The 22,762-nt window shown below is 56.1% G+C and carries 23 protein-coding genes; 4 read left to right on the top strand and 19 right to left on the bottom strand.

Annotated features, from left to right (window positions below):
* Positions 1-54 precede the first annotated feature (54 nt).
* The gene (locus tag AA74_RS0117675) at positions 55-1,068 is read left to right on the top strand and encodes an NAD(P)-dependent oxidoreductase (protein WP_008500006.1); all 1,014 of its coding nucleotides are present in this window, start codon (positions 55-57) and stop codon (positions 1,066-1,068) included.
* A gap of 160 nt (positions 1,069-1,228) precedes the next feature.
* Here the strand turns inward: AA74_RS0117675 and AA74_RS0117670 are convergent, their stop codons facing one another.
* From AA74_RS0117670 to AA74_RS1000000123470, 16 genes are all read right to left on the bottom strand, one after another.
* The gene (locus AA74_RS0117670) at positions 1,229-3,040 is read right to left on the bottom strand and encodes a chitinase (protein WP_008500007.1); all 1,812 of its coding nucleotides are present in this window, start codon (positions 3,038-3,040) and stop codon (positions 1,229-1,231) included.
* Between the two features lie 150 nt (positions 3,041-3,190).
* Positions 3,191-3,625 (bottom strand): type III secretion system invasion protein IagB, encoded by a 435-nt coding sequence (iagB, locus tag AA74_RS0117665; protein WP_025912918.1) that lies wholly within the window; start codon positions 3,623-3,625, stop codon positions 3,191-3,193.
* A 136-nt stretch (positions 3,626-3,761) separates the two neighbouring features.
* Positions 3,762-6,494 (bottom strand): glycosyl hydrolase family 18 protein, encoded by a 2,733-nt coding sequence (locus AA74_RS0117660; protein WP_025912917.1) that lies wholly within the window; start codon positions 6,492-6,494, stop codon positions 3,762-3,764.
* A gap of 258 nt (positions 6,495-6,752) precedes the next feature.
* Positions 6,753-7,550 (bottom strand): A24 family peptidase, encoded by a 798-nt coding sequence (locus tag AA74_RS0117655; protein ID WP_025912916.1) that lies wholly within the window; start codon positions 7,548-7,550, stop codon positions 6,753-6,755.
* The gene (gene gspM, locus AA74_RS0117650) at positions 7,547-8,032 is read right to left on the bottom strand and encodes a type II secretion system protein GspM (protein ID WP_021240906.1); all 486 of its coding nucleotides are present in this window, start codon (positions 8,030-8,032) and stop codon (positions 7,547-7,549) included. The genes AA74_RS0117655 and gspM overlap by 4 nt, the downstream gene beginning before the upstream one ends.
* Entirely contained in the window at positions 8,029-9,171 is a 1,143-nt protein-coding gene (gene gspL, locus AA74_RS0117645; protein WP_025912915.1) for a type II secretion system protein GspL, read from the bottom strand. Before gspL ends, gspM begins: the two co-directional genes overlap by 4 nt.
* Before the next feature lie 15 nt (positions 9,172-9,186).
* The gene (gene gspK, locus AA74_RS0117640) at positions 9,187-10,197 is read right to left on the bottom strand and encodes a type II secretion system minor pseudopilin GspK (RefSeq protein WP_025912914.1); all 1,011 of its coding nucleotides are present in this window, start codon (positions 10,195-10,197) and stop codon (positions 9,187-9,189) included.
* Entirely contained in the window at positions 10,194-10,823 is a 630-nt protein-coding gene (gene gspJ, locus AA74_RS0117635) for a type II secretion system minor pseudopilin GspJ (protein ID WP_025912913.1), read from the bottom strand. The genes gspK and gspJ overlap by 4 nt, the downstream gene beginning before the upstream one ends.
* Positions 10,820-11,203, bottom strand: a complete 384-nt coding sequence (gene gspI / locus AA74_RS0117630) for a type II secretion system minor pseudopilin GspI (RefSeq protein ID WP_023292909.1) — start codon at positions 11,201-11,203, stop codon at positions 10,820-10,822. The genes gspJ and gspI overlap by 4 nt, the downstream gene beginning before the upstream one ends.
* Positions 11,196-11,681 (bottom strand): type II secretion system minor pseudopilin GspH, encoded by a 486-nt coding sequence (gene gspH / locus AA74_RS0117625; RefSeq protein WP_008500017.1) that lies wholly within the window; start codon positions 11,679-11,681, stop codon positions 11,196-11,198. Before gspH ends, gspI begins: the two co-directional genes overlap by 8 nt.
* Complete coding sequence (gene gspG, locus AA74_RS0117620) at positions 11,681-12,130, bottom strand: type II secretion system major pseudopilin GspG (protein WP_008500018.1); 450 nt, start codon at positions 12,128-12,130, stop codon at positions 11,681-11,683. The genes gspH and gspG overlap by 1 nt, the downstream gene beginning before the upstream one ends.
* Positions 12,131-12,133: 3 nt before the next feature.
* Positions 12,134-13,342: a type II secretion system inner membrane protein GspF gene (gene gspF, locus AA74_RS0117615; protein WP_022647588.1), complete on the bottom strand. Its 1,209-nt coding sequence runs from the start codon at positions 13,340-13,342 to the stop codon at positions 12,134-12,136.
* A complete protein-coding gene (gene gspE, locus AA74_RS0117610; RefSeq protein WP_025912912.1) occupies positions 13,342-14,808 on the bottom strand; it encodes a type II secretion system ATPase GspE in 1,467 nt (488 codons plus the stop codon). Before gspE ends, gspF begins: the two co-directional genes overlap by 1 nt.
* 14 nt (positions 14,809-14,822) lie before the next feature.
* Positions 14,823-16,745 carry a type II secretion system secretin GspD gene (gene gspD, locus AA74_RS0117605; protein ID WP_023343662.1) on the bottom strand — a complete coding sequence of 641 codons (1,923 nt, stop codon included), beginning with the start codon at positions 16,743-16,745 and terminating at the stop codon, positions 14,823-14,825.
* A gap of 13 nt (positions 16,746-16,758) precedes the next feature.
* Complete coding sequence (gene gspC, locus AA74_RS0117600) at positions 16,759-17,490, bottom strand: type II secretion system protein GspC (RefSeq protein ID WP_025912911.1); 732 nt, start codon at positions 17,488-17,490, stop codon at positions 16,759-16,761.
* Positions 17,441-17,806: a hypothetical protein gene (locus tag AA74_RS1000000123470; protein WP_126287664.1), complete on the bottom strand. Its 366-nt coding sequence runs from the start codon at positions 17,804-17,806 to the stop codon at positions 17,441-17,443. The genes gspC and AA74_RS1000000123470 overlap by 50 nt, the downstream gene beginning before the upstream one ends.
* Between AA74_RS1000000123470 and AA74_RS0117595 the strand changes: the two genes are divergently transcribed.
* A complete protein-coding gene (locus AA74_RS0117595) occupies positions 17,792-19,357 on the top strand; it encodes an ExeA family protein (RefSeq protein WP_025912910.1) in 1,566 nt (521 codons plus the stop codon). The two genes, AA74_RS1000000123470 and AA74_RS0117595, sit on opposite strands and share 15 nt — an antisense overlap.
* On the top strand, positions 19,357-19,989 hold the full coding sequence (locus AA74_RS0117590) for a hypothetical protein (RefSeq protein WP_025912909.1): 633 nt from the start codon (positions 19,357-19,359) through the stop codon (positions 19,987-19,989). Before AA74_RS0117595 ends, AA74_RS0117590 begins: the two co-directional genes overlap by 1 nt.
* On the opposite strand, the gene AA74_RS0117585 is transcribed toward AA74_RS0117590, so the two are convergent.
* The 3 genes from AA74_RS0117585 to AA74_RS0117575 all read right to left on the bottom strand — a co-directional run bounded on the left by AA74_RS0117585 (position 19,990) and on the right by AA74_RS0117575 (position 22,039).
* A complete protein-coding gene (locus AA74_RS0117585) occupies positions 19,990-20,613 on the bottom strand; it encodes a helix-turn-helix domain-containing protein (protein WP_023292914.1) in 624 nt (207 codons plus the stop codon).
* A 275-nt stretch (positions 20,614-20,888) separates the two neighbouring features.
* On the bottom strand, positions 20,889-21,719 hold the full coding sequence (locus AA74_RS0117580) for an N-acetylmuramoyl-L-alanine amidase (RefSeq protein WP_025912908.1): 831 nt from the start codon (positions 21,717-21,719) through the stop codon (positions 20,889-20,891).
* Positions 21,716-22,039, bottom strand: a complete 324-nt coding sequence (locus AA74_RS0117575) for a heavy metal-binding domain-containing protein (RefSeq protein WP_008500028.1) — start codon at positions 22,037-22,039, stop codon at positions 21,716-21,718. Before AA74_RS0117575 ends, AA74_RS0117580 begins: the two co-directional genes overlap by 4 nt.
* 97 nt (positions 22,040-22,136) lie before the next feature.
* Here AA74_RS0117575 and AA74_RS0117570 point away from each other — a divergent pair, with 97 nt between their 5' ends.
* Positions 22,137-22,655: a lipoprotein gene (locus tag AA74_RS0117570; RefSeq protein ID WP_023292915.1), complete on the top strand. Its 519-nt coding sequence runs from the start codon at positions 22,137-22,139 to the stop codon at positions 22,653-22,655.
* Positions 22,656-22,762 lie beyond the last annotated feature (107 nt).

Here is a 22,762-nt window from a genome sequence, read left to right as displayed (position 1 = left end):
GCCGTAATTCACGAAAGAATGCGCACGAAATTCTTTTCAACACAGTGGATAGCTATGAAGGTACTGGTTACCGGGGCGACCAGCGGCTTAGGCCGAAATGCGGTCGAATTTCTGCGCAACAAGGGCATTAGCGTCAGGGCTACCGGTCGCAACGAAGCGATGGGTAAACTGCTGCAAAAAATGGGCGCAGAGTTCGTCCATGCCGACCTGACGGAGCTGGTCTCCTCGCAGGCGAAGGTGATGCTCGCCGGTATCGACACGCTATGGCACTGCTCCAGTTTTACCTCCCCGTGGGGGACCCAGGAAGCCTTCGATCTCGCCAACGTGCGGGCCACCCGTCGTCTGGGGGAATGGGCCGTTGCCTGGGGCGTGCGTAACTTTATTCATATCTCGTCACCGTCACTCTATTTCGACTATCACCACCACCGTGACGTGCAGGAAGATTTCCGCCCTGCTCGCTTTGCCTGCGAGTTTGCCCGCAGCAAGGCGGCCAGCGAAGAGGTCATCGACCTGCTGGCGCAGTCAAACCCGCACACCCGCTTTACGGTCCTGCGTCCGCAGAGCCTGTTCGGGCCGCACGATAAGGTATTTATTCCGCGTCTGGCGCAGATGATGCACCATTACGGCAGCGTGCTGCTGCCGCGCGGCGGCGATGCCCTTGTGGATATGACCTACTACGAAAACGCCGTTCACGCCATGTGGCTGGCCAGCCAGCCGGACTGCGATAAGCTGATCTCCGGTCGCGCCTACAACATCACTAACGGCGAACCCTGCACGCTGCGCAGCATTGTGCAGCGGCTGATCGACGAGCTGCAGATCAACTGCCGTATCCGTTCCGTGCCCTACCCAATGCTGGATATGATTGCCCGCAGCATGGAGCGCTTTGGCAGTAAAACAGCCAAAGAGCCTGCGCTGACGCATTACGGCGTCTCTAAACTCAACTTTGACTTCACGCTGGATATTTCGCGGGCGGAGAATGAGCTGGGGTATAAACCGGTTGTGACGCTGGATGAAGGGATTATGCGCACGGCGGCGTGGCTGCGGGATCACGGGAAGCTGCATCGCTAGCCTTTTTACCCGGTGGCGGCTTCGCCTTACCGGGCCTACAACGGCTCCGTACTGACCCCTCGCCCCTTAGCCTCATGTAGGCCGGGTAAGCGCAGCGCCACCCGGTAAAAGACAGAGGGTGCAAATACGAAAACGGCAACCCGAAGGTTGCCGTTTGCTTTTACAGAGCCGTCCAGGCGTCAGCCCACGCCAGGCCAGCGCCGGGTTCGTAGTATGCCGGGGCATTGTTACACCAGCCGCTGTACGGGAACGGTTTGCACTGGAACAGTTTACCGTGGTTGTTCACGATATCACCTGCGTTGTACTTGCTGTTCGCGCTCCACGCGGCGTAAGAGCCGGAAGTGCCTTCGTCCTTAGACTCGGCTTTCGCTTTCACATTCAGCAGGTAGGACGTGGTGCTGGTCAGTTCACCATCGCTGACGGTCAGGCCGATTTCGTACTGCTGAGCCGTTGCAGACTCTGGCGCCTTGAAGGTCACCACCGCTTTGTCCTGACCGGTCACGGTCTGGCCATCCTGGGAACGCCAGGTGTAGGTCAACTTGTTACCGTCGGCGTCAGTGGAGCCTTCCGCGCTCAGGGAAACCTGCGCACCCGCTTCAACCGCCCCGATTGGGCCCGCAATCTGCGCCACAGGGGCGTGATTCACGGTAGCCGGTTCAACAGGGGTGGTATCTTCCGCTGGCGTCGTATCCGCTGGCGGCGTGGTGTCTGCCGGGGTTTTGTCTTCTCCTGGGGTCACGGCTGAGCCGTCGTCGTTAATGATGTTCACGTTATAGAACTTCTTAACGCAGTTGGTGTAGTCACCCTCTTTGAACGCGCTGAACGGCGTCTGGTACCCCACCAGCTGGCAGGAGTAGGTCTTACCGTCCGGCGTATCCGGGCTCCACCCCCAGTCCTGCTCCCAGTAGATCTTCAGCGCGCCGGCGCCGCCTTCATCGAACTGCTTCATGTTGGCGCAGCCCAGCACTTCATTCGCCGGAACAGGCACTTTCAGGTAGTTCGCGAACTCTTTGTAGTACTTGATGCGGTTTTCAGACTGGGCAATCTCGGTTGGGCCGCCGCACTCTACGCCACCGTTGATGATCTGGGTGGTCACGCCGAAGCCCGGAACCAGGCCGTTGGCTTTATCGTGATCGTTTGGCTGCCAGGTGCCGTCGATAACCTGCAGCATGCTTGGTTTTGGCGGCTGCGGATAGGCGAAGAAGAAGATCGCACTTGCCAGGTTCAGCCAGGTATCCGCCACCAGCTCAGGTTTGTCGAGCAGGGTACGGACGGTGCCAAACATCGCTTCAGAGAACGGACCGTAGTTATAGTTGTAAGACAGCTGCTTCGCGCCGCGGCCAAAGTAGCTTACGAAGTCGCCGTCTTTGTCCTTACCGCATGGCCAGGTCTGTCCCTGCCAGATGTCTGGGTTACATTCGCCGTTATAGCCGCCTTTCTGGCCTTCGGTCCACCCCATTTCACGGACGTGAACCAGGGCCTGACGCCACTCGGCTTCCGGACGCCAGCTCTCATGGCCGCCGGTTTCCTGCGCAAAGTGGGCGAACATGGTCGCCAGCTCTTTGCGGCAGATGGCGTCGCTGTCGCGACCATCGTTATAGGTCTTACACAGTGCCGGGAATTTACCAACAGCCTTCAGGAAGTTACTGTAGGTATAAGACTGAGCGCGCAGCGGGAAGAGATATTCCCAGTCGCTGGCCTTCACGATCCCTTCAACGCGCTTGACGTTGTCAGGGTTCGAGGCACGACCTGGCTCAATCTGCTCAACGAGGCTATTGTCCAGGGTCGCAATGGTATCCTTCACCGAAACCATCAGCGGGAAATTGGTCAGCTCTTTTTCCTTTTTCGCCAGATCGCTGGCTTTCATGGTGTACGGCTCACTGCTGGCCGCCTGCAGTGATGCAGCCTGGGCCATAAAGGGTGCAATACATGCCCCCGCCACGAGAACGCTCAGTAATGTCCTTTTCGTCATTTCAAATAATCCTGTATTTAAGCAACTAGGGTGAGTACATTCCCGGCTTATGTATTACTCCCTTAATAAATAAGCCCGAGAGTGTGGTTCTTTTTCATTTTCTGAAGAACACCGAAAGGAATTCTTCAAAAAATAAAAATAACGCTACGGTTATTTACCCAATTTTATTTGCTGATACTTCGCCCACACTTTATGGGCATAACGCATGCGCTGCGGATAATTTTCTTTTTTCAATCCGGCGTTATACGCGCCCACCGCTTCCCAGTTATAGCCATACACGTTTATCATCCCGGACAGGATGGAGGCGCCGACCATAATGGAGGTACAGGGCTCATTAATAAGCTGATTTTCATCAATACCCTGACGTTCTAACTCACTGAAGTGTGAACTGTTAATCTGCATCAACCCGACGTCACGCGTGCCGTCGTGGTTCCAGCCTACCGCGTGGGGATTCATTCCGGATTCGACTTTGGCAATTGCATACAATAACCACGGATCGACATGATAATAATGTCCGGCGTTATCCCAACAGTTCGCGAATACGCTTTGACTAAACAGCAGTAAAAATATAATCACGCGTTTCATGAGCACCTGCTTTTTAAATACTGAACCTCTTTCCGCTCATCATTAGCGATAATGCCGAAGTGTTGGTCACACCCGAAGTGGGGTGTGACCAACTAGTGCGGGTTGATATCATTCCCGCAATCCACGGTTCAGAAGGTTATTTGCAGTCTGTTGAAGGACCTTCTTTCACCCATACATCGCTGTTAGCCGGGTTGTCACCGCGGGTCCACCATTTGGCACGGTAAACGTTGCCCTGGTAGGTTGTGGTTTCGCCGCCGTTATAAACCAGGTCAGAACGCCAGTTCATCTTCACGTTGCTGACCAGCTCCCAGGCATCCACACCGAAGCCAGGCTGGTTGCCTTGCGTCCAGTACTTCGCTTTCCACACCAGATGGTCGAAGCTCACGGTATCGCCACTGTTGTAGATTTTGCTGGCATCCCACGCGGCATATTTGCTGGCGTTAGCATCGACAGGCGCATCGCAGCTACCGGTTGCAGACCCTTCGTCAGATGGCGGGGTCACGTCATCAGACGGAGGCGTAATCTCATCAGAGGGTGGCGTTACGTCATCAGACGGAGGTGTAACCTCATCAGACGGTGGTGTAACGTCAGCCGGTTTCGGATTCACGGTAACCTGCACGTTAGACTGCACGCTGGTTTTGCCGTCGCCTACAACTACGCTCAGCGTATAGGTAGACGTGGTGGCAACGTCTGGTGCAGTAATCGTCACGTTCGCGGTATCGGTACCGGTTGCATGCATATCCGCTGGCACGCTCCAGGAGAAGGTCATCGCATCACCGTCTGGATCCACAGCCTGCGCGTGCAGAGCATAGGTTTCTCCTGCCTGCAGCGTCACTGCCTCCATTGCGTTCACGACTGGCGCCTGGTTAGCTTTTGGCGCTTTATTCACAACCTGCACATCAATGGCGTTGCTCAGGCCTTTAGCATCCGTAACCGTCAGGCGGAACACCATGGTCTGATCGCTGGTCGCTGCCGCAACGTTGAAGGTTGCTTTCGCTTTGGTGCTGTTGGAGAGTGTTACAGATGGGCCAGAAACCTGGGTCCATTTGTAGGTAATCGCATCGCCGTCTGGATCGCTGGAAGCAGAACCATCAAGCGTGACGGTTGCCGGGCCAGAGACGTTCTGATCCGCAGAAGACGCGATTGGCGCATGGTTGGTGACGACCGGATCGACCGGGGTAGAACCGCCCAGCAGACTTTCGTTCATCGCGTTCAGGATGTCGCCGGTATCAGAGTCAATAGACCAGGCAAAGAGTCCGCCCAGGTTTTTCGACAGCACATACTTGCCTTTAGCGGCGGTAGAGCGTGCATCTTCATAGGTGATCAGGTCGCCGGTAGACTTATTGAAGACATATGGCGCTTCAGCATTCGCGTCGTAACCATATTCCCAGCCAGGCTTGCCTTTGTACTCGTTAACGATCTGACGGTAGTCGACCACGCCAGGTTCCCAGGTACCTTTCACCATACCGGTTGCGGTACCCGTGAATGGATTGTCACCGGTGTAGCCATGCACGCCAGTCCAGCCGCGGCCATACATGCCCGCACCCACCACGATCTTGCCTGGCTGTACGCCCTGCGCAAGCAGCGCGTCCACGCCGTTCTCGGTGGTGTAGTTCGTGTCCGGACGCCATGACGGCGCGCGCAGTGCGGCCTGGTGGCCCAGCTCGGTGTTGCTCCAGCCGCCGTAGAAGTCATAGCTCATCAGGAAGATGTGGTCGAGGTACTGCTGAGCAGCGGTGTAATCCACGTCTTCAATCTTATCGCGGCCCGCACCGATGGCGCTGGTCAGTTCATAGGTACGGCCAGTCTGTGCAGACAGCTCGTTCAGCATGGTGCGCAGGTCATGCATCAGGGCGGTATACGTCGCTTTATCCTGCTGCGGGTTACCCAGGTGTTCGCTCACGCCGCCGCCGCCAGGGAATTCCCAGTCGATATCCACACCGTCAAAGAACTTCCAGGTCTGCAGGAAATCTTTCACAGAGGAGACGAAGCGGGCACGGATTGCCGGGTCGCCCATGTGGAAGAACGGATCGGACAGCGTCCAGCCACCGATGGATGGCAGCACTTTCAGGTCCGGATGCGCTTTTTTCAGCGCCATCAGCTGGCCAAAGTTACCTTTGTACGGGTCGTCCCAGTTGGAGACGCCAGACTGCGGTTTTTGCAGCGCAGCCCACGGATCGTGAATGGCGACGGTATAGTCCGGACGGCCCGCGCAGTCGCGCTGCAGTACGGAGAAGCTGTTACCGCCTTCAACGGTTTTCAGGCCATCGTTGATGCCGTCGCCGCCACAGATTGGAATAAAGCCATAGAGGATGTGGTTAAGGTTCGCTGCCGGGATTTTATCAACCGGGAAGTTACGATCGTAAACGCCCCATTCAGGGAAATACGCCGCAACCACTTTATCAGTATGTTTGGCGAACGTTTTGTTGTTCTCCTGCAGCGGCGCGTTCAGCGGCAGCAGATGGCTGCCGTCGGTGTCCGCCACGATGATCAGCTTGCTGGCGCTTTTGGTACAGCCGCTGGCATTACAGACTTCCACCTGCTCCTGATAACGTCCGCCCTTTTTCACTTTAAAGGTGGCTGAGCCGCTTGCACCAGCTGCGCCGGTCCACACGGTTTTACCATCCAGCAGCACTTTGGCAGACGTTGGCGCGTCGCCGCTCCACACGTTCCACTCGACTTTTACATCCACGCCGTCGTTATGTACCTTGACGAGGCTGTTGTAATCCTGCGCGGCCTGATCCACCTCGACCAGCGCAAATTTGTCATTGCCGGAGCCGATGGTCGGCGCACCTGGCGCAGCAGCGAATGCAGAACCGGTTGCCGCTGCAATAAAGAGCGCCAGATATTTAGGCTTAATAAATTTCATTTTTCTTTCCTGATAAATTTATTCGTAAACGAAATTGATCCATGTCTTCCTTTAGAACATGGAATGATATTCACATAGTGCGTTTTTAAATACGCAGACAGCCGTTATCCAAACCTTAAAGACGCGTTGTATTCCTCCATTAAAAGATACAAGCTAAAAATCCGTGTAGCTTATGCCTTTTACGATACACTGAGGATAAAAGGTCGTCCTTCTCTTTCCTCGTCGAAAATATTGATAAAAAAAACTTGACCCGGTTATTTAATAGGTATTCACAAATAGCTGGCAGGTATAGAGCGCTATTCCAGCAAAAGCCAGATAAGGTCCGAAAGCGATGGTTAGGTTATTTTTATTCGATTTATTTAATAGCAAATAGCCCACTATGCCACTTAATGCGGCAATTAATTCAATCGCAGGCAGTGACTGCCAGCCGCACCAGGCGCCCAGCGCCGCCAGCAGCTTGAAATCGCCGTAGCCCAGCCCTTCCCGATGGGTAAGCAGACGAAACGCCCAGTACACCAGCCAGAGCGAAAGATAGCCTGCCACCGCGCCCAGCAGCGCATCCCGCAGGGGCAGCCCGTGGCTGAAGGCGTGGAACAGCAGCCCGGCCCAGAGCAGCGGCTGCGTCAGGCAGTCGGGCAGCAGCTGGTGCTGTCCGTCAATCATCGCCAGCGGCAGCAGAAAGGCCGCCAGCACCCACAGCGAGAAAAGGGATGCTAAGTCCGGTATCCACCGGGCGGTGAGGCCAAAGAACACCGCCGTCAACAGCTCGAGTAAAAATAACCGCAGCGGAATCGGCGACTTGCAGCAACGACAGCGTCCCCGCAGCGCCAGCCAGCTCAGCAGCGGGATGTTCTCCCATGCGCGCAGTGCATGCTGGCAGACGGGACAGTGTGACGCCGGGAAAAGCAGGTTGCTGCGGCTCTCCTCCTCTAGCACCATCCCCGGCACGCGATCCACCACAACGCCGAGAAAGCTCCCCAGGATCGCGCCGAACACGCCGCTCATCGCGGCAAACCCGACGGGATAACTCTCCCGGACGAGTATCAGCCCGTTCATGCCACTTTTTTCCAGGTCAGCTGGATTTCGGCCTTCACGTCGCTCAGGTGATCCACGGGCGTGAGGTTCATTTTCTCCAGCCTGACGCCTGACGCGAGGTTCATCTCCCGCAGCCAGTTTTTTAATTCATACACGTTGACCCGGTTCACGACAAAGGCCAGAGTCTGACCATCCTGACGAATATCGGTCAACGTCAGGTTGATTTCATGCGCGCTATTCTCCACCACGCTGCGTGGATTATCGGTTTTCACCTGTAGCACCGGCAGATGATTTTTATCAATTTCTGTTTTCATCCAGTTTACCGTTTCAATTTGTCGCGCCAGCGTCGCCTGGCTATTTTTTATCATGTTATCCAGGGGAATTATCCCTGCGTAATAGATGACGGCGCTGCATAAAGCTCCCGCCGCTATTTTTAAAATGAATTTTTCTCTGGTGCTGTATTGTTGATAACGAGATGTAAACTGTGCAATTCGCGCTTTCATTTATATTTCCCTGTAATCATGGCCGTATACGGCGCGTCCTTTGAAATAGGCTGTAACGTAAAATCAAAATTCGTGCTGGCCTGATGAATGAATTCCTGTAATGCCTGCTCGTTTTGCGCACTCACGCTTAATGTCAGGGCTCCCTGCGTGTCGTCATATTCAAACAGCGTAATTTCCATCGACGGAACGGACTGACGGATCTTTTCCAGTTCGTCCATCTGCAAAAAAATGCCTTTGGGCTGCTTCTTGATGTTCTGCCCAAAATGGTACTTAAGGTTGGTCTGGTGACGCATACTCGGAAAATGGTGTTGATAAAGCTCGACCATCTCCTGCTGCACCTGATTTTCCCGATCTGCCAGCATCCACGCCAGGGTGATGCGGGGGCCGAGCAGCAGTCCCAAAGAGAGAAGCCCCATCACCGCGACGGCGGCCTTCATCCCTTTCGCCGCCCTCGCGCTGGTCGCTTTCGCGCTGAACGCACCGTGCAGCACGTTGACGCGGCACGCCCGCCACTGCGGCTGGATCAGCACCAGCGGATGTTCTGCCGCCAGCTGTTCGTCAACCTCAATGCCCGGCGGGATGTCCCCGTAGCAGCGGACCTCGCCCTCTCCGGCTTTTTGCATCAGCAGCGGCAACAGGCCAACCTCAACGTTACAGGCGATATGCGGCGACAAGCGCAACCAGTAGTTCTCTTCCCGCGCAACCAGCGTGCTTCCACCCGCCGTGACCGGCAGCAGCCAGGCGTCAGGCAGGACCTGAATGACCTTCAGGCCCGCCTCGTGAAAGCGGGTCAGCCACTGCTGCAGGCGGGCGGAATCTATCGCCACGGCGTCCACCTCGGCGCCTTTTTTGTTCAGCACCGTCCAGTGGAGATCGTCCACCTCACCAATCAGAGTCTCCTCCGCCATCCACGAGAAGGCGGTCGCCTGCGACGCCATTTTCTTCGGCAGCGTAAAGTGGCGGAAGATCATCTCACTGGCGGGCAGCAGCAGACACACGCGCGCAGCCAGAGGATGGTCGGCAAGGGTATGCAGCGCCTGCGGGGTGTCCAGGGTTGTAACCTGTTCGCTTCCCGACTCACACCACATGATTTTCCCGTCCTCACGGCTGTCGGGACGAACAAAAAGGACCTGTTTCATAGCGTTCTACTTTTCTTATTCAATCATTCGGTAACGACGTTGCCACGTCACAATTTCACCGGCTTCGTTATTCACCTGAAGCTGGCTCACCACGCGAAGCGTTAACTCATCGGTATTGCCGGTGTAGTTGACGCGAAAATACCGGCTGTTGATGGAGAGCAGCCCGGCCACCTGCGGCAACTCTTCCTTCAACTGCGGGAAGGCCTGTTCCAGCGCTTTGCTGAAGACGTCCATACTTTCCCAGCCGGTTTCCGGCCGCGACTCAATCAGGCGTACGGCATCGTCCGCGGTGAGTTTTCCCGGGAACAGGGCTGCCAGTAAGGGCGCCTGCTCCGGCGTCAGAGTATTGACATCCACCTTGCTGGCCGAATCCGGCAGCGCGCATAACAGCTTGCTCACTTTCGGGTACGCTGCCGCAGGAAACGCCGGCAGCAGCTTGATCTCGGCAAGGGTGCGCATCATCTGATTCGCAGGCTGACGCGCCGGCACTACGCCAGACCAGGCGTCCATCTCCGCGCCCTCTTTCACCGTCGTGGCGTCGCCGTCGAGATAATCCACCAGCTGCTGATAAATTTCTTCCGCCGCCGTCTGGCTGATGCCGCCGTCCGTCAGGATCTGCTCGACAATCTTCTCTTTTCGCGGCTTTTCCGGCACGGTTGACGCATTTTGATCCTGAGCCACTTTGTCTGCGGCCAGCAGATTATTGACGTTGAAGCAGTCCTGCGCGTCGTCGACCTGGCTGACCACCGTATAGTCTTCACCCTGCGTCTCCAGCGGCTGGTGCCAGTCGCCCTCCGGGTCGAGCGGTTTGCTCTCGCCGCTGGCGTCGTTCTGCAACCGGTCTTTCACCACTTTTTCCTGCGCCTGCATTGCCCAGCGCAGCTGCTGCTGGCTCACCTGATAGTGGGTTTTCTGCAAATTACGGCAGAACTGCTGGCTGATTTTGGCCGCCAGGGCCGACATCATGACCAGCAGGATCAGCACAACCAGCAGGGCAACACCGCGTTGCTGATGGACCCGGCTCATGGCTTCACGTCCGGCGCAGGCGCATTTTGCGGGGCAGGCGCGTTTTCTGCCGCCGGTGCCGCCGCTTCTGGTATCTCTCCCGGCGTGGTAAACACCCAGCGCCAGGTGTCGCCATTTTCCATGGTCAGCGTAAGCTCCACGCCGTCTGGCAGATGGGCAGAGTCACCCCAGCTTTTTTGCCAGCCCTGGTGATAAAACCGCCATTGCATCGCTTTCACCTCGCTGACGATAGGCACTTCATCGGGTTTGACGTCCGCCGGGCTGTCAATCACCGGCCAGACGTCGCGATACAGACGCCCTTCTTCCAGCCGCCAGCGCACGCGCTCCAGCTGGACCGTGCCACTCACGCCGTTCAGCGTGGTAAATTCCACGGCATCGCCATCCTGTAAAAACAGATCCGGCGCGTTGCGCGGCGCCCGCGCCTGCAGCTGGAAAAAATCGCGCTCCATCAGGCTCCAGGCACGCTGAAGCTGATTAAGCTTCGCCGCGCGGGTATCGGTTGCCGAACTGGTGCGCATCGCGCCGTCGAGAATTTGCCAGGCCAGGGTGCTGATGACCGCAAAAATGGTCAGCGCAATCATGATCTCCAGCAGGGTAAAACCGCGCTGGCGTCGGCTCGTCTTCACTTGCTCTCTTCTCCCGGCCCAATGATCTGAAGCGAAATGACCGGCTGGCTTTTATCGCCTTCGGCGTAAACGCGGATGGCATTGGCCCAACCGCTATTGGCGGTTTTCACCCGCTGCTTATGCCAGTACCAGCTGCGCCCCCCCATGATTTCCGTCCCCTGCTCCTCGGCATCGGGAAAATCGGTTTTGCTAAGCTGGGCTTCAGCCAGCTGATTTTCTGCAACCCAGCTGGCCTGCAGCGTTTCGGCCAGCCCGTGGGTGAAGCGCACGTTCAGGGAGACGGAATTCATCAGCGCCAGCGCGGCGGTGGAGAAAATGACCAGCGCCACCATCACCTCCAGGAGCGTCATCCCGTTCTGCTTAACCTTGCCTTTAGTCATCGTTCTCTACCGAAACCGGGGCCGCGCCCTGCGACACCACGCGGAAGTGATGCTGTTTGTCGTAACTTTGCAGCGTCAGCGTAAAACGGCCAATCTCACCGTCCGGCAGAAAGAGGATCTGGGGGTCGGCCTCGACGTTAGCCGCCAGACGCTGAGGCGAGAGCGACACGTGCATCTCTTCCGGGAAATCGCCTTTCGTGGTAATACGGCCTGCGGATAACGGCACCCAGTGACGTTCGCCGTTTTTATCGTCGAGCGTGACCAGCTGATATTTATCGGTAGCAATCACCAGCCCGACAATATTTCCGTCCATGACCGCGCGGTCTGAACCATAATCAACGAGGGCTTTTAATTGCTGACCAAATATATCCGCACCGCTGCGTGAGGGTATTGTTGAGACAACCATCATGGCGCAACTGGCAAATATCACCAGCGCCAGAATAATTTCCAGCAACGTAAAGCCGCGTTGATTCTTCATTATTTCTCTTTCTTATCCAGAGACCAGTTCGTAATATCGTCTGCGGTGTTGGCTTCGCCATCAGGACCGGCAGAGAAGACGTCTACGGCGCCGTGTTCACCCGGGCTGACGAGCAGATAATCGTTGCCCCACGGATCCTGCGGCAGGCGGCGAATATAGCCGTCGGCGCGGTAGCCGTTGGGGATCGGCGCGATCTCAGGCTTGGTCACCAGCGCCTGCAGACCCTGCTCGGTCGTTGGGTAGCGGTGGTTATCAAGCTTATACATATCCAGCGAGCCTTCGAGCGCAACAATATCGCTGGTCGCCTTTTGCGCGTCCGCTTTTTCTTTATTACCCATTAAATTGGGCACTACCATACTTGCTAAAACGCCGAGAATAACGATCACCACCATTAATTCGAGCAAGGTGAACCCCGCCTGGCGAGCCAGACGTTTTGTTTTTATAGCCATGATTTAACCTACCATATTATTAAGTTGCAGAAGCGGCTGTAATATTGACAGCACGATGAATAAAACAATCGTCGCCATGGAGACCACCAGCGCTGGTTCAAATACCGAGAGCGTTAACGTAATACGATGCTGTAGCGCCGACTCCTGGTTTTCCGCCGCGCGGTCCATTAAGTTGCCTAACTCGCCGCTCTCTTCGCCGGAGGCAATCATGTACAGCATGGTGGGCGGGAATAATTTCGCCTGCTCCAGCGCGGCATAGAGCGAGGCCCCCTGACGCACGGTATCCGCCGCCTGCTCCAGCACCTGCCGGGCGTAGAGGTTTTCGATACCGTCCATCGCGATATACATCCCTTCAAGCAGCGGCACGCTGCTCGCCTGCAGGATGCTGAGCGTGCGGATATAGCGGGCGCTGTTGATCGCGCACACCAGCTTTTTAATCGGCGAGCCATTCACCAGCCAGCTGTGCCAGCGAAAACGGTTTTTGGCGTTTCTGAGCCAGGTCTTAAAGCCAACAAATCCGCCGCCGAGGATCCCCACGATGTAGATCCCGTACGCCTGCAGGAAATCGCTCACCGCAATCAGCGTGCGGGTGGTGATCGGCAGCTGCTGCTTCATGTGGGTGAACTGCTCGATCACCTGCGGCACCACCGCCACCAGCAGAATGCTGATGACCGCGATGGCGACCACGGTGAGGGTAATCGGGTAGACCATCGCCTGCGTTAGCTTGCTCTTCATCTTCTGGCGCTGCTCGTTGTACTCCGCCAGCTTCTCCAGCACGTCGCCCAGGTGGCCGGTCTTTTCACCGGCCATCACCAGCGTGCAGTAGAGCTTGTCGAAGGTGCGCGGGAACTGGCTGAATGCGTCAAAAAGGGTGTGACCTTCCACCACCTTCTCGCGGATCTCCACCACCATTGCCGCCAGCTTGTTGTCTTCCGTTTGCTTCGAGATCGCTTTCAGCGCGCTCTCGAGCGGCAGTGCGGCGTTGACCAGCGTGGAGAGCTGACGGGTAAACATCGACAGCACCGGCGTGGAGAGCCTGGCTCCGGTTTTTGCTTTTCCGGCAGACGCCGCTTCACGGGTTTCGCTGATGCTGACGGGCATCAGCTTTTGCTCTCGCAACATCTGGCGAACCTGCTTTTGCCCCTCGGCCTGCAGCGTGCCGCGCTGGGTTTTGCCTGCGACATCCGTCGCCGTCCAGGCGTAGAAGGCCATTACGCATCCCCCCCGCGCTCGGCGGTCACACGCATCACCTCTTCCAGCGAGGTGACGCCGCTAATCACCTTCAGCAGCCCGTTTTCGCGCAGGCTGTAAGCCTGCTTAAAGAGCTGCGTTTCAATGGACATTTCGTCTTTATCTTCATGAATGGCGCGGCGCATGGCGCTGTCCACCACCAGGAACTCGTGAATACCGGCACGGCCCTGATAGCCGCTCTGGCGGCAGTGTTCACAGCCCACCGCGCGGTAAATGGCTTTTGGCGGCGCGTCCATAAAGCTGAACAGCGCTTTTTCATTGGCATCCAGCGGACTGGTGGTCCGGCAGTGCGTACACAGCCGACGCACCAGACGCTGGGCAATGACACCGAGCAACGATGAACCGATTAAAAAGGACTCCAGCCCCATGTCCCGCAGACGCGTAATCGCCCCGGCGGCGCTGTTGGTGTGCAGCGTAGACATGACCAGGTGACCGGTGAGCGACGCCTGCACCGCAATTTGCGCGGTTTCACCGTCACGAATTTCCCCGATCATCACCACGTCCGGGTCCTGACGCAGAATAGCGCGCAGCCCGCGGGCAAAGGTCATGTCCACGCGCGGGTTAACCTGCGTCTGCCCCACCCCTTCCAGCTCATATTCGATCGGGTCTTCCACGGTCAGGATGTTGCGTTCGTGGCCGTTCAGCGCCGAAAGAATGGCGTACAGGGTGGTACTTTTACCGGAGCCTGTCGGCCCGGTGACCAGGATAATGCCGTGCGGGCGCTCTATCAGCCCTTTTAACTTCTCCAGCTCTTCATCGATCAGGCCCAGCTTGTTGATGTCGGGCTTGAGATTGCTTTTATCGAGCAGGCGCATGACCACGCGCTCGCCGTACTGGGACGGAATGGTCGAGACGCGCACGTCGATCGCCTTGCGGCCAATGCGCAGTGAGATACGGCCATCCTGCGGCAGACGTTTTTCGGCAATGTCGAGTTTCGACATCACCTTGATACGCGACACCAGCAGCGGGGCGAGCTTACGCGCCGGTTGCAGCACGCCGTCAACGCGGAAGCGAATGCTCAGCGTGCGCTCGAAGGTTTCGATATGGATATCCGACGCGCCGTCCTTAACCGCCTCGCCGAGAATGGCGTTGATCAGGCGGATCACCGGCGAGTTTTCGTCGTTATCAAGCAGATCTTCGTTATCCGGGATCTCCTCGGTTAACGCCATCAGGTCGATATCCGCATCCATGTCGTCCACCAGCTGCTGTGAAACGCCGCTGCTCTGCTGCCAGATTTTGGCCAGCATCTCGTCAAACGCTTCCGGCGTCACAGTAACCGGGACGAACGCGCGGCCCAACACCCGGCGCACTTCCAGCAGTGCTAACGCCGGGGTGTCCTCACGGATATAGACGTCATTGTTGTAAAGCAGAACGCCGTTATCTTTTGCATAGCTGCTGCTACACAGTGTTTTACTCAGTTCGTCCACGTTGCCCCTCCGCCTTACTCTTTAAACGGATTGCGTGTCGCGCGGGTTTTCACCGGTGCGGCGTGAGGGCTTGCTGAAGGAAACGCGGGCAGGACGGCATTGTCGCTCGGCTCAACAATACCGAGCTTTTTCTCTTCCACGCGCTGCATCTGGCGCACCCGGATCTGGTCATATTTCTCTTTCGAGGCCGCGCTGTAGTTGTCGTCGTCACGCAGAACGGTGGTATGAATGAACACCATCAGGTTGCGCTTGGAGGTATCCTGGGAGGTGTAGCGGAACAGCTGACCGACCAGCGGGATATCGCCGAGCAGCGGCACTTTGGACACGGACTGTTTGGTCACATTTTCCATCAGACCGCCAAGCACCACCGTCTGGCCACTGTGGACCATCACTTCGTTATTGATCGTGCGCGTATTGAAGGTCGGGCCGAGGCTGGAGTCTTCCGTCGCGCTGTTGTCGACGCTGGAGACTTCCTGCTCAATCTTCAGATGGATCATGTCGCCATCGTTAATCTGCGGCACAATTTTCAGCTTGGTACCGACCGTCTTACGCTCAACGGAGTTAAAGACGTTATCGCCGCTGGTGGTTTGCGAACCGGAAAGTACCGGCACATCCTGGCCCACGTTGAACGACGCTTCTTTGTTATCCAGCGTGACCACGCTTGGCGTGGAGAGGATGTCATTTTTGCCGTCGGTGGAAAGCGCAGTCACCAGCGCACCAAAATCACCGTTAAAGAAGCCGGTCGCCAGGCCAGTGAAGCTTGCCCCTTTCATGGTGCCATTTTTAATCTGGCTGATTGGCAGGCCGGTGGAGCCGAACTGCACGCCGCCGTGCTTGCTGGTCCACTGCACGCCGAGATCCAGGCCGTTCCCGTCCTGCACTTCCGCGATGATGGCTTCCACCAGCACCTGCGGACGACGGATGTCCAGCTTGTCGATCACCTTCTCAAGGGAGTTCATCACGTTAGGCTGGGCGGTAATCACCAGCGAGTTGGTTGCTTCGTCGGCGGTAATGTTCAGATCGCTGGACGCTGGCGCGGTTTTCGACTTCGGCGCGCCGGCCTTGTCCTTCAGCTGCTCGCCGATGCCGGTGAGTACCGGCACCACCTTGGTGGCGCTGGCATACTTGAGATAGAAGACGCGGGTATTCCCCTCGTTGTTCTGCTCGCGATCCAGCTGATGGATCAGGGAGCGGGTCCGCGCGCGCGCATCTTCCGAACCGCTGATCACCAGGCTGTTGGTTTCGTCATCGGCCACCACTTTGGTCGCCAGCTGCGGCGCGTTCTGCCCTTTCTGCTCTTCGTTGTTGAGGTTATTCAACATCTCCGAGAGCTCTTTGGCGGACGCAAAGCGCAGCGGCACGATTTCACGACGCTGAATACCGTCTTTGTCCACGCGCTGGACCAGATCCACCAGGCGGTTCACCACCGAAGCTTTACCGGTTAGCAGCAGGACGTTGGACGGCTCAAAGTGGACCACGTTACCGATGCCGGTGGCATCGTTGAGCTGACGCAGCAGCGGCGCCAGCTCGCGAACAGGCACGTTTTCCATGCGCACGACGCGGGTGATGATCTCGTCGCCTTTGCCCGGATTTTTACCGTCGGCCAGCGGCGCACCGGCGGTGCGGGCAATGCTTGAGCGCACCACTTTGACCATGCCGTTATCCATCGGGATCACCGACAGGCCGTACAGGTCCAGCACGCTCAGGAAAAACTGGTAATATTCGTCTTCCGTCAACACGTTATAGGTTCTGACCGACACCGTGCCCTGAACGGACGGGTCGACCAGAATGGTTTTGTTCAGATTGCGGCCTACCGTATCAATAAATTCGCGGATATCGGTGTTTTTAAAGCTGGCGCTAAAGTTAGCTGCGAGCAGCGAACTGGAATATAACGACAATGCGGTCAGCGCCACGCACGCCCAAGGAAATTTCTTCATGTCTGTACACTTGTTAATTGTTTAGAACATTGACCCGAATATTTTCAAGGTGAGCGTGACGTCTGACGACGACCTCCGCTTCTTTCATTTTCGACCAGTTGGCAATAATATCTTTTGCCTTTTTTGCATCGGTCATATCGACAGAATTGACTTTTACCGCCACATCACCTTTTTCCAGACCGGCATGACTGTAGAAGTCAGAGGCATTCCTTGGATTAATGTTGTAGCCTTCCAGTTGGCCCTTTTCGATAAGTGGCTTTAACACCAGATAATCATCCAGATGCACGCTTTCAGCACCAGCATCTTTCGTCGATTGGGTTACCGGGCCGCTGTCAACGCCGCCCTTAAAATAGTCAGGTTTATTTAACGCCAGTACCTGCGTAGCACCTTCGTAATTAACCACCACATTGTCTTTGTTTATTTCCTGAATAAAGGCATCGTTAAAACCGGTCAGCGCTTCGCCTTCGCGATAGCTCTTTTGACCACCCGGCGTTTTGATCACGGCGAAGGACAACCAGGCATCGTCGCTGCGGACGATCCCCTCAATTTCGGCAGCGAGCGGGGCTTTTCCGGCCGCTGGCAGGTTGTCCTGACGCACGGCGGCGGTGAAAAGTGAAAATGTCTTTTCTTCCTGACGTTTTTTTTGCGGTTTCGCCGCTGCGTTCGCGAGTTTATTCGTCACTTTTTTATAATCTTTAAAAATGACGTAGCCTTGCTGACCGCAAAAAATCAGCAATACAAACATAATACAGGGCGTTATCCACCGTGAAAAAAGTGAGAGCCTCATTATTCATCTGGCCTTTAGCAAAGCGGAAATAAGCAGCGTCATGCTGCGCCAATATGTGACATAAATAGTAATTAGCGGCCTGACAATCGACCACCTGCTTCGCCGTTAACTTTGATAAAGAAAAAGATTGACCGTCAAAAAAACCAGTGTTAGAGGAAGCCGACAGGTTATTTTTACCCTGCCCGTAAATTGACCATGACGCACCCTTGCCGTACTTTTCTGGACCATTGCTATTCATGCCCAGAGACGGTAAGTCGTTATGTATCAGAGTCATTTTAAATTTAATCACCCGCCTTTTCGAAAAATTACCCGCGCCTCGGGCGATTTCTTCGTGCCGTATCACCAGGATATTTTCAACCTGCTGAAAGAGAAAACCCAACAGGCGGGGATTATTGGGCTCTTTGCAGACGATGCCCCGCTGCTGGGCCAGTTCAGCGACGCCCTGAAATCCGCAACCCCTGACGTTATTGCCATCAACGCGTTTCCAAAACTGAGTGCCAGTAGCCTGCTGTATAAACTCAACCCAGGAACGAAAGAGAGCAAAAACCGGCTTCAGGCGGTGGATGCCATCCTGCACCAGTGGCAGGGGGGAAAAAGCAGGACGAAAGTGCTGGTGATTAGCCATACCGATGCCATGAAAGAGACCTGTCGGGAGGTGCTGGCTCTACTGATGACGCGCGCGCAGGAGCTGGAGTTTCGTCTGTCCGTCGTACTGATGGGTGCAGCGGATCGGGAAGCCGTTCTGATGCAGCAGTCTGAACTGCGTGAATATGCGCATACCTGCCACACCCTGCGCCCCCTTACCTGCCGGGAGTTTCTCAGCTACGTTCAGGCGCAGTGTGAAGCGCACGGGTGTGAGCACTCGCCGTTGACCCCGGCGCGCGTGCGTAAAATGCATGCGCTGACCAAAGGGAATATCAGCAAGCTGAACGAGCTGGCGCACCTGTCGATGCTCGCCGCCTGGACCGAACGCGCAGAACAGGTTAGCCCGCGTCATCTGCGCCTGGCGGCCTGTGAGATCCTGCCTGCGAAAAAACACGGTATGCGCCTGGCTACCGTGGGGCTGTTCGCCTCCGTGCTGTTCGCTGCCTGCGGCTGGTATTTGACCTCCTCGATCGGAGCAAGACTTCCGATTCAACTGCCGGTGCCCGCGAGCTGGAAACAGCAGACGCCCATCGAGCAGGCGCCGGAGGTGCCGGCTATCGACAACGAGGTGGTTAATCAGCCGGATGCGATGCATCAGCTCTATCTGATGTGGGGGTATGACGCCTCGGCGGACGATGCCCTGTGCCAGAACGCCGCGAAGGTGAACCTGATGTGTAAGCAGGGAAATGCCTCACCGGACGCGCTGGCCCAGGAAGGGTATCCGTGGGTGAGTGAACTGAAAACCGGCAACCACCTTAACTATGCCGTGGTCGCCCGCGTCGGGGATAACTCACTCGACCTGCTGATGAATAACCGCACCTGGCAGGTAAGCCGTCACTGGTTTAACCAGCATGCCACCGGCAATTATACCCAGCTGCACCGCCTGACGCCGGAAGGCAAAGACGTCATCAGCGCCGCCAGCGATGCGAAGGACATGGGGTGGCTGGATCAGCAGCTGAGCCAGGCCCTTGCCGAGCCGGAAACCCACGCTCAAACCTGGACGACGGAGATGATGAAACGCACCCGCGAGTTCCAGCAAAAAATGCATCTGCGCGTCGACGGTATCCCGGGTGAAGAGACGCTGATGCAGTTGATGCGCGACACTAACACCACGCCGAGCGTGCTGCTTCAGACCCCCCATGCCGCACCGGACGCGAAAACGCTGGAGAAGCATTCCTAATGTCTACCATCTGTCTTGCGGCTCAGCGCAGCTACGTTTCCGGGGAGGCGGTCTGGTTTTCGTACCGCATTCCCCGCCTGAGAAAAATCGCTTCTAACGCCTTTTTAGGAATAGTAAGCCTCTGCGTCATGCTGATGGCGGGGCTGTACGCCCACGTATACTGGCAACTGCGCCACCCTGCGCCGGAGCCGGTAAAAAAAGTGAACGTGGCGAAGCCCGAGACGCAGCTTTCCGATATGCACTACGTGTACGTGAGCAAGCCGTTCCCGCATCCGCATCCGAAACCCGTCCCGGTGCAGGCCGACGTTCCTGCCATGCAGGATCTGCCGATTAACAGCGACGACGCCGACTGGCAGCAGATGCCTGACGGCACGGTGCCGCACGATACCTCGCGGGATACCCTCCCCGGAACGGAAGCGCACGACGATGCCGTCTCCCCCCGCACGGAGGGTGACGACGCATCATTAACCGAACTGTTTAAGCAGGCGTTAAAAGAACAAGAGCAGGATTATTCGCAAGGGAAAATACCCGCACCGCCGGTTGACGAAACGCAGGATAATACTCAGGCGGGCACATTACATAAAGAAAGTTCCCGGTCTCCATTAAGTAAAAAGGGAGACCGGCTGGAATAGTTAATATTTTTCAGGCAGGTTGGTGATATTAAGGAGTCGACCCTTTTCCACCACAATGTATTGACCTTTTTTCAGATCGGAGAGGATTTTTATAATCGTACTGCGTGCCAGGCTGGTGTATTCCTGAATATAATCATAAACATTAATATCGCGTTGATGATGTACAATCAGTTCATTAATTTCCAGCAAAAACTCGCGCACGACAGAATAGGCGCTGCGGGCAACCAGCACGTCATCGCGCTTGCTCAGGAGACAGATATACCAGGCCAGCACCTTGGTGAGTTCAGGCCACAAGCCTTTCTCGGTCATCAGTTGAGAGAAAACGCTTTTCGGAATCGAGCGCACCACGGTATTCGAGCGGACCAGGCCATACATATGGGACGAATGATAGAAAATGGAAGAGAGTCCAAAAATGCACTGCCCCTGCAGGGTGAACAAGCAGAGCTCGTCGGATTCGCGGCGGAATTCCACTTCACCGCTGACGATAATATGAATAAATTCATTATCGACGGTGGAAATTTTTTGCCATTTCTTTAACGATTTTTCTTCAAATCCTTCCGTTGCGGAAATGATTTTTTCTATTTCATGATGAGGACGTAATTTTCTGCCGTAAATGCTTAACATTGTTATACCCGAATTAAGATGTAAATTTTAGATAAAAAATGGCCACGGTGGAACCACCGAAACTATTCGTATAATCCTGATAAAAAACTTCAAGGAGAAGTGATAATAAAAATCACTATGCAGGTGTTATTTTTTATAAATACTTAGCAAGCTATACGTCTATCTTAAATGAGGGTACTTTTAAGTCAATTAACTAAAAATGAATTGAGAATGTACTTAAGATTAATCTCAAGAAAACTAAGGTAATACGGCCTGGTCAGGGGCAGCCCTGAGGACTACCCTTGCCCGTACTTCTCTAAAAGCGCCTCGGCGATGGCCAGGGTTTCTACGTCAGCCACGCCGTTCCACAGCGCGGGGCGGAAGTGCATCTGAAACGCGCTGATCACCCTCTTCTGCTGCTGTTCTGTGGCGTTGTCCGGCACCTCGTAGCCATAGCGTTTCAGCACATCAAGCAGCGCACCGCGCTCGACCTCCTGATAGCGCGGCCGCCCGTTAAGATAGAACGCCACGCGCGCGGGATCGGGCCAGGCACCTATCCCCTGCTGCGCCAGCTGCTGCCACGGAAACAGCGGGCCGGGATCGTCTTTACGCTGCGGGGCTATGTCGGCATGGGCAACCACGTTCTGCGGCTGAATGTCATAGCGGGCAATAATGTCCCTGGCAAGCGGGATCAGCGCTGCAATCTGCGCAGGCGCAAACGGGGTAAAGGTTTTCACGCCGTCACGCGTTTGCCAGCCGCGGTTCTCGAGCTCAATCCCCACGGACGTATCATTAATCCGGTTGGTGCCGCGCCAGAAGCTAATGCCCGCATGCCAGGCCAGCTCGCTCTCGGGAACCAGCTGCCAGATGCGCGGCTTGCCGTCCGGCGCCGGGGGGCTGGCGGGGATCAAATAGTGAGAGCTAACGTTTTTATCCGTCAGCGTGGCCAGCGAGCTGTCAAAATCATCCGCGGTGTAGTGGATCACCAGCACCTTGATGCGCGGGTAAGCCGCCTGCGCCTGATGACGCGTATCCAGCTCGTAGGCACCTTTATCGATAATCCCCTTTTCCGTAACGCATCCTGCCAGCAGCAGCGCCAGCAGGAGCGTGGCAAACGCACGCCTCATCGCAGGGTTTTCACCGCCGTACCGCTTACGCTCACCATCAGCATGCTGCCGTCTTTCCCGACCGTTTCGTAGTCAATATCGATTCCCACGACCGCATCCGCGCCGAGGGCTTCCGCCTGCTCGCCGAGCTCTTTAAAGGCGATTTCGCGTGCTTTGCGCAGCTCTTTTTCGTATGCGCCAGAGCGGCCACCCACGATATCGCGGATACCGGCAAAAAAGTCACGGAAGATATTGGCGCCGAGAATCGCTTCACCGGTGACCACGCCGCAGTACTCGGTTATTGTCTGTCCTTCCAGGGTTGGCGTTGTTGAAAACTGCATGGTTTCTCTCCTTCTTTAGCGTTCAATGCCTTAGGCACAGCATTATCGGTTCGTTACGCTATGATTGAAAGGATAGTTAATAAATAAGGAAATCAACATGCGCTATTCAGCTTTAACACTTTTCGTGCCCTGCGCGCTGGTGCTCAGCGCCTGTACCACCACGGTCACGCCAGCCTTTAAGGATATCGGTACACGCAGCGGCCCCTGCATTGAGGGCGGCCCGGACACCGTGGCGCAGCAGTTCTATGATTACCGCATTCAGCACCGCAGCAACGACCTCACCGGCCTGCGCCCGTATCTGAGCGATGGTCTGGCAAAACTGCTTAACGATGCCACCCGCGATCCGCAGCACAACGCGCTGCTGAAATCCGACCCGTTCTCCAGCCGCACCACGCTGCCGGACAGCGCCGAAGTGGCCAGCGCGTCAACCATCCCGAACACGGATGCCCGTAATATTCCGCTGCGCGTGAAGCTGACGCAGGGCAGCCAAACCTGGCAGGACGAAGTGCTGATGATCCGTGAAGGACAGTGCTGGGCGGTGGACGACGTACGCTACGTGGGCGGCAGCGTGCATGCCCCGGCAGGCACGCTGCGCCAGTCGATTGAGAACCGCTGATTCATCAGTGATAAAAATGTTACCCCCGTAAAATGTCCGGCATTTCTCGCGGAATGCCGACATTTATACTCGCCGCCCTTGCCCTTCGCTATTTTGTGCTATGTTTA

This window comes from Enterobacter sp. 5-4 (assembly GCF_000612205.1).
In the GTDB taxonomy this organism is placed as follows: Bacteria; Pseudomonadota; Gammaproteobacteria; order Enterobacterales; family Enterobacteriaceae; genus Enterobacter; species Enterobacter roggenkampii.
Note: the sequence above shows the minus strand (reverse complement) of the source record. Positions and strands in the feature narration are given on the sequence as shown.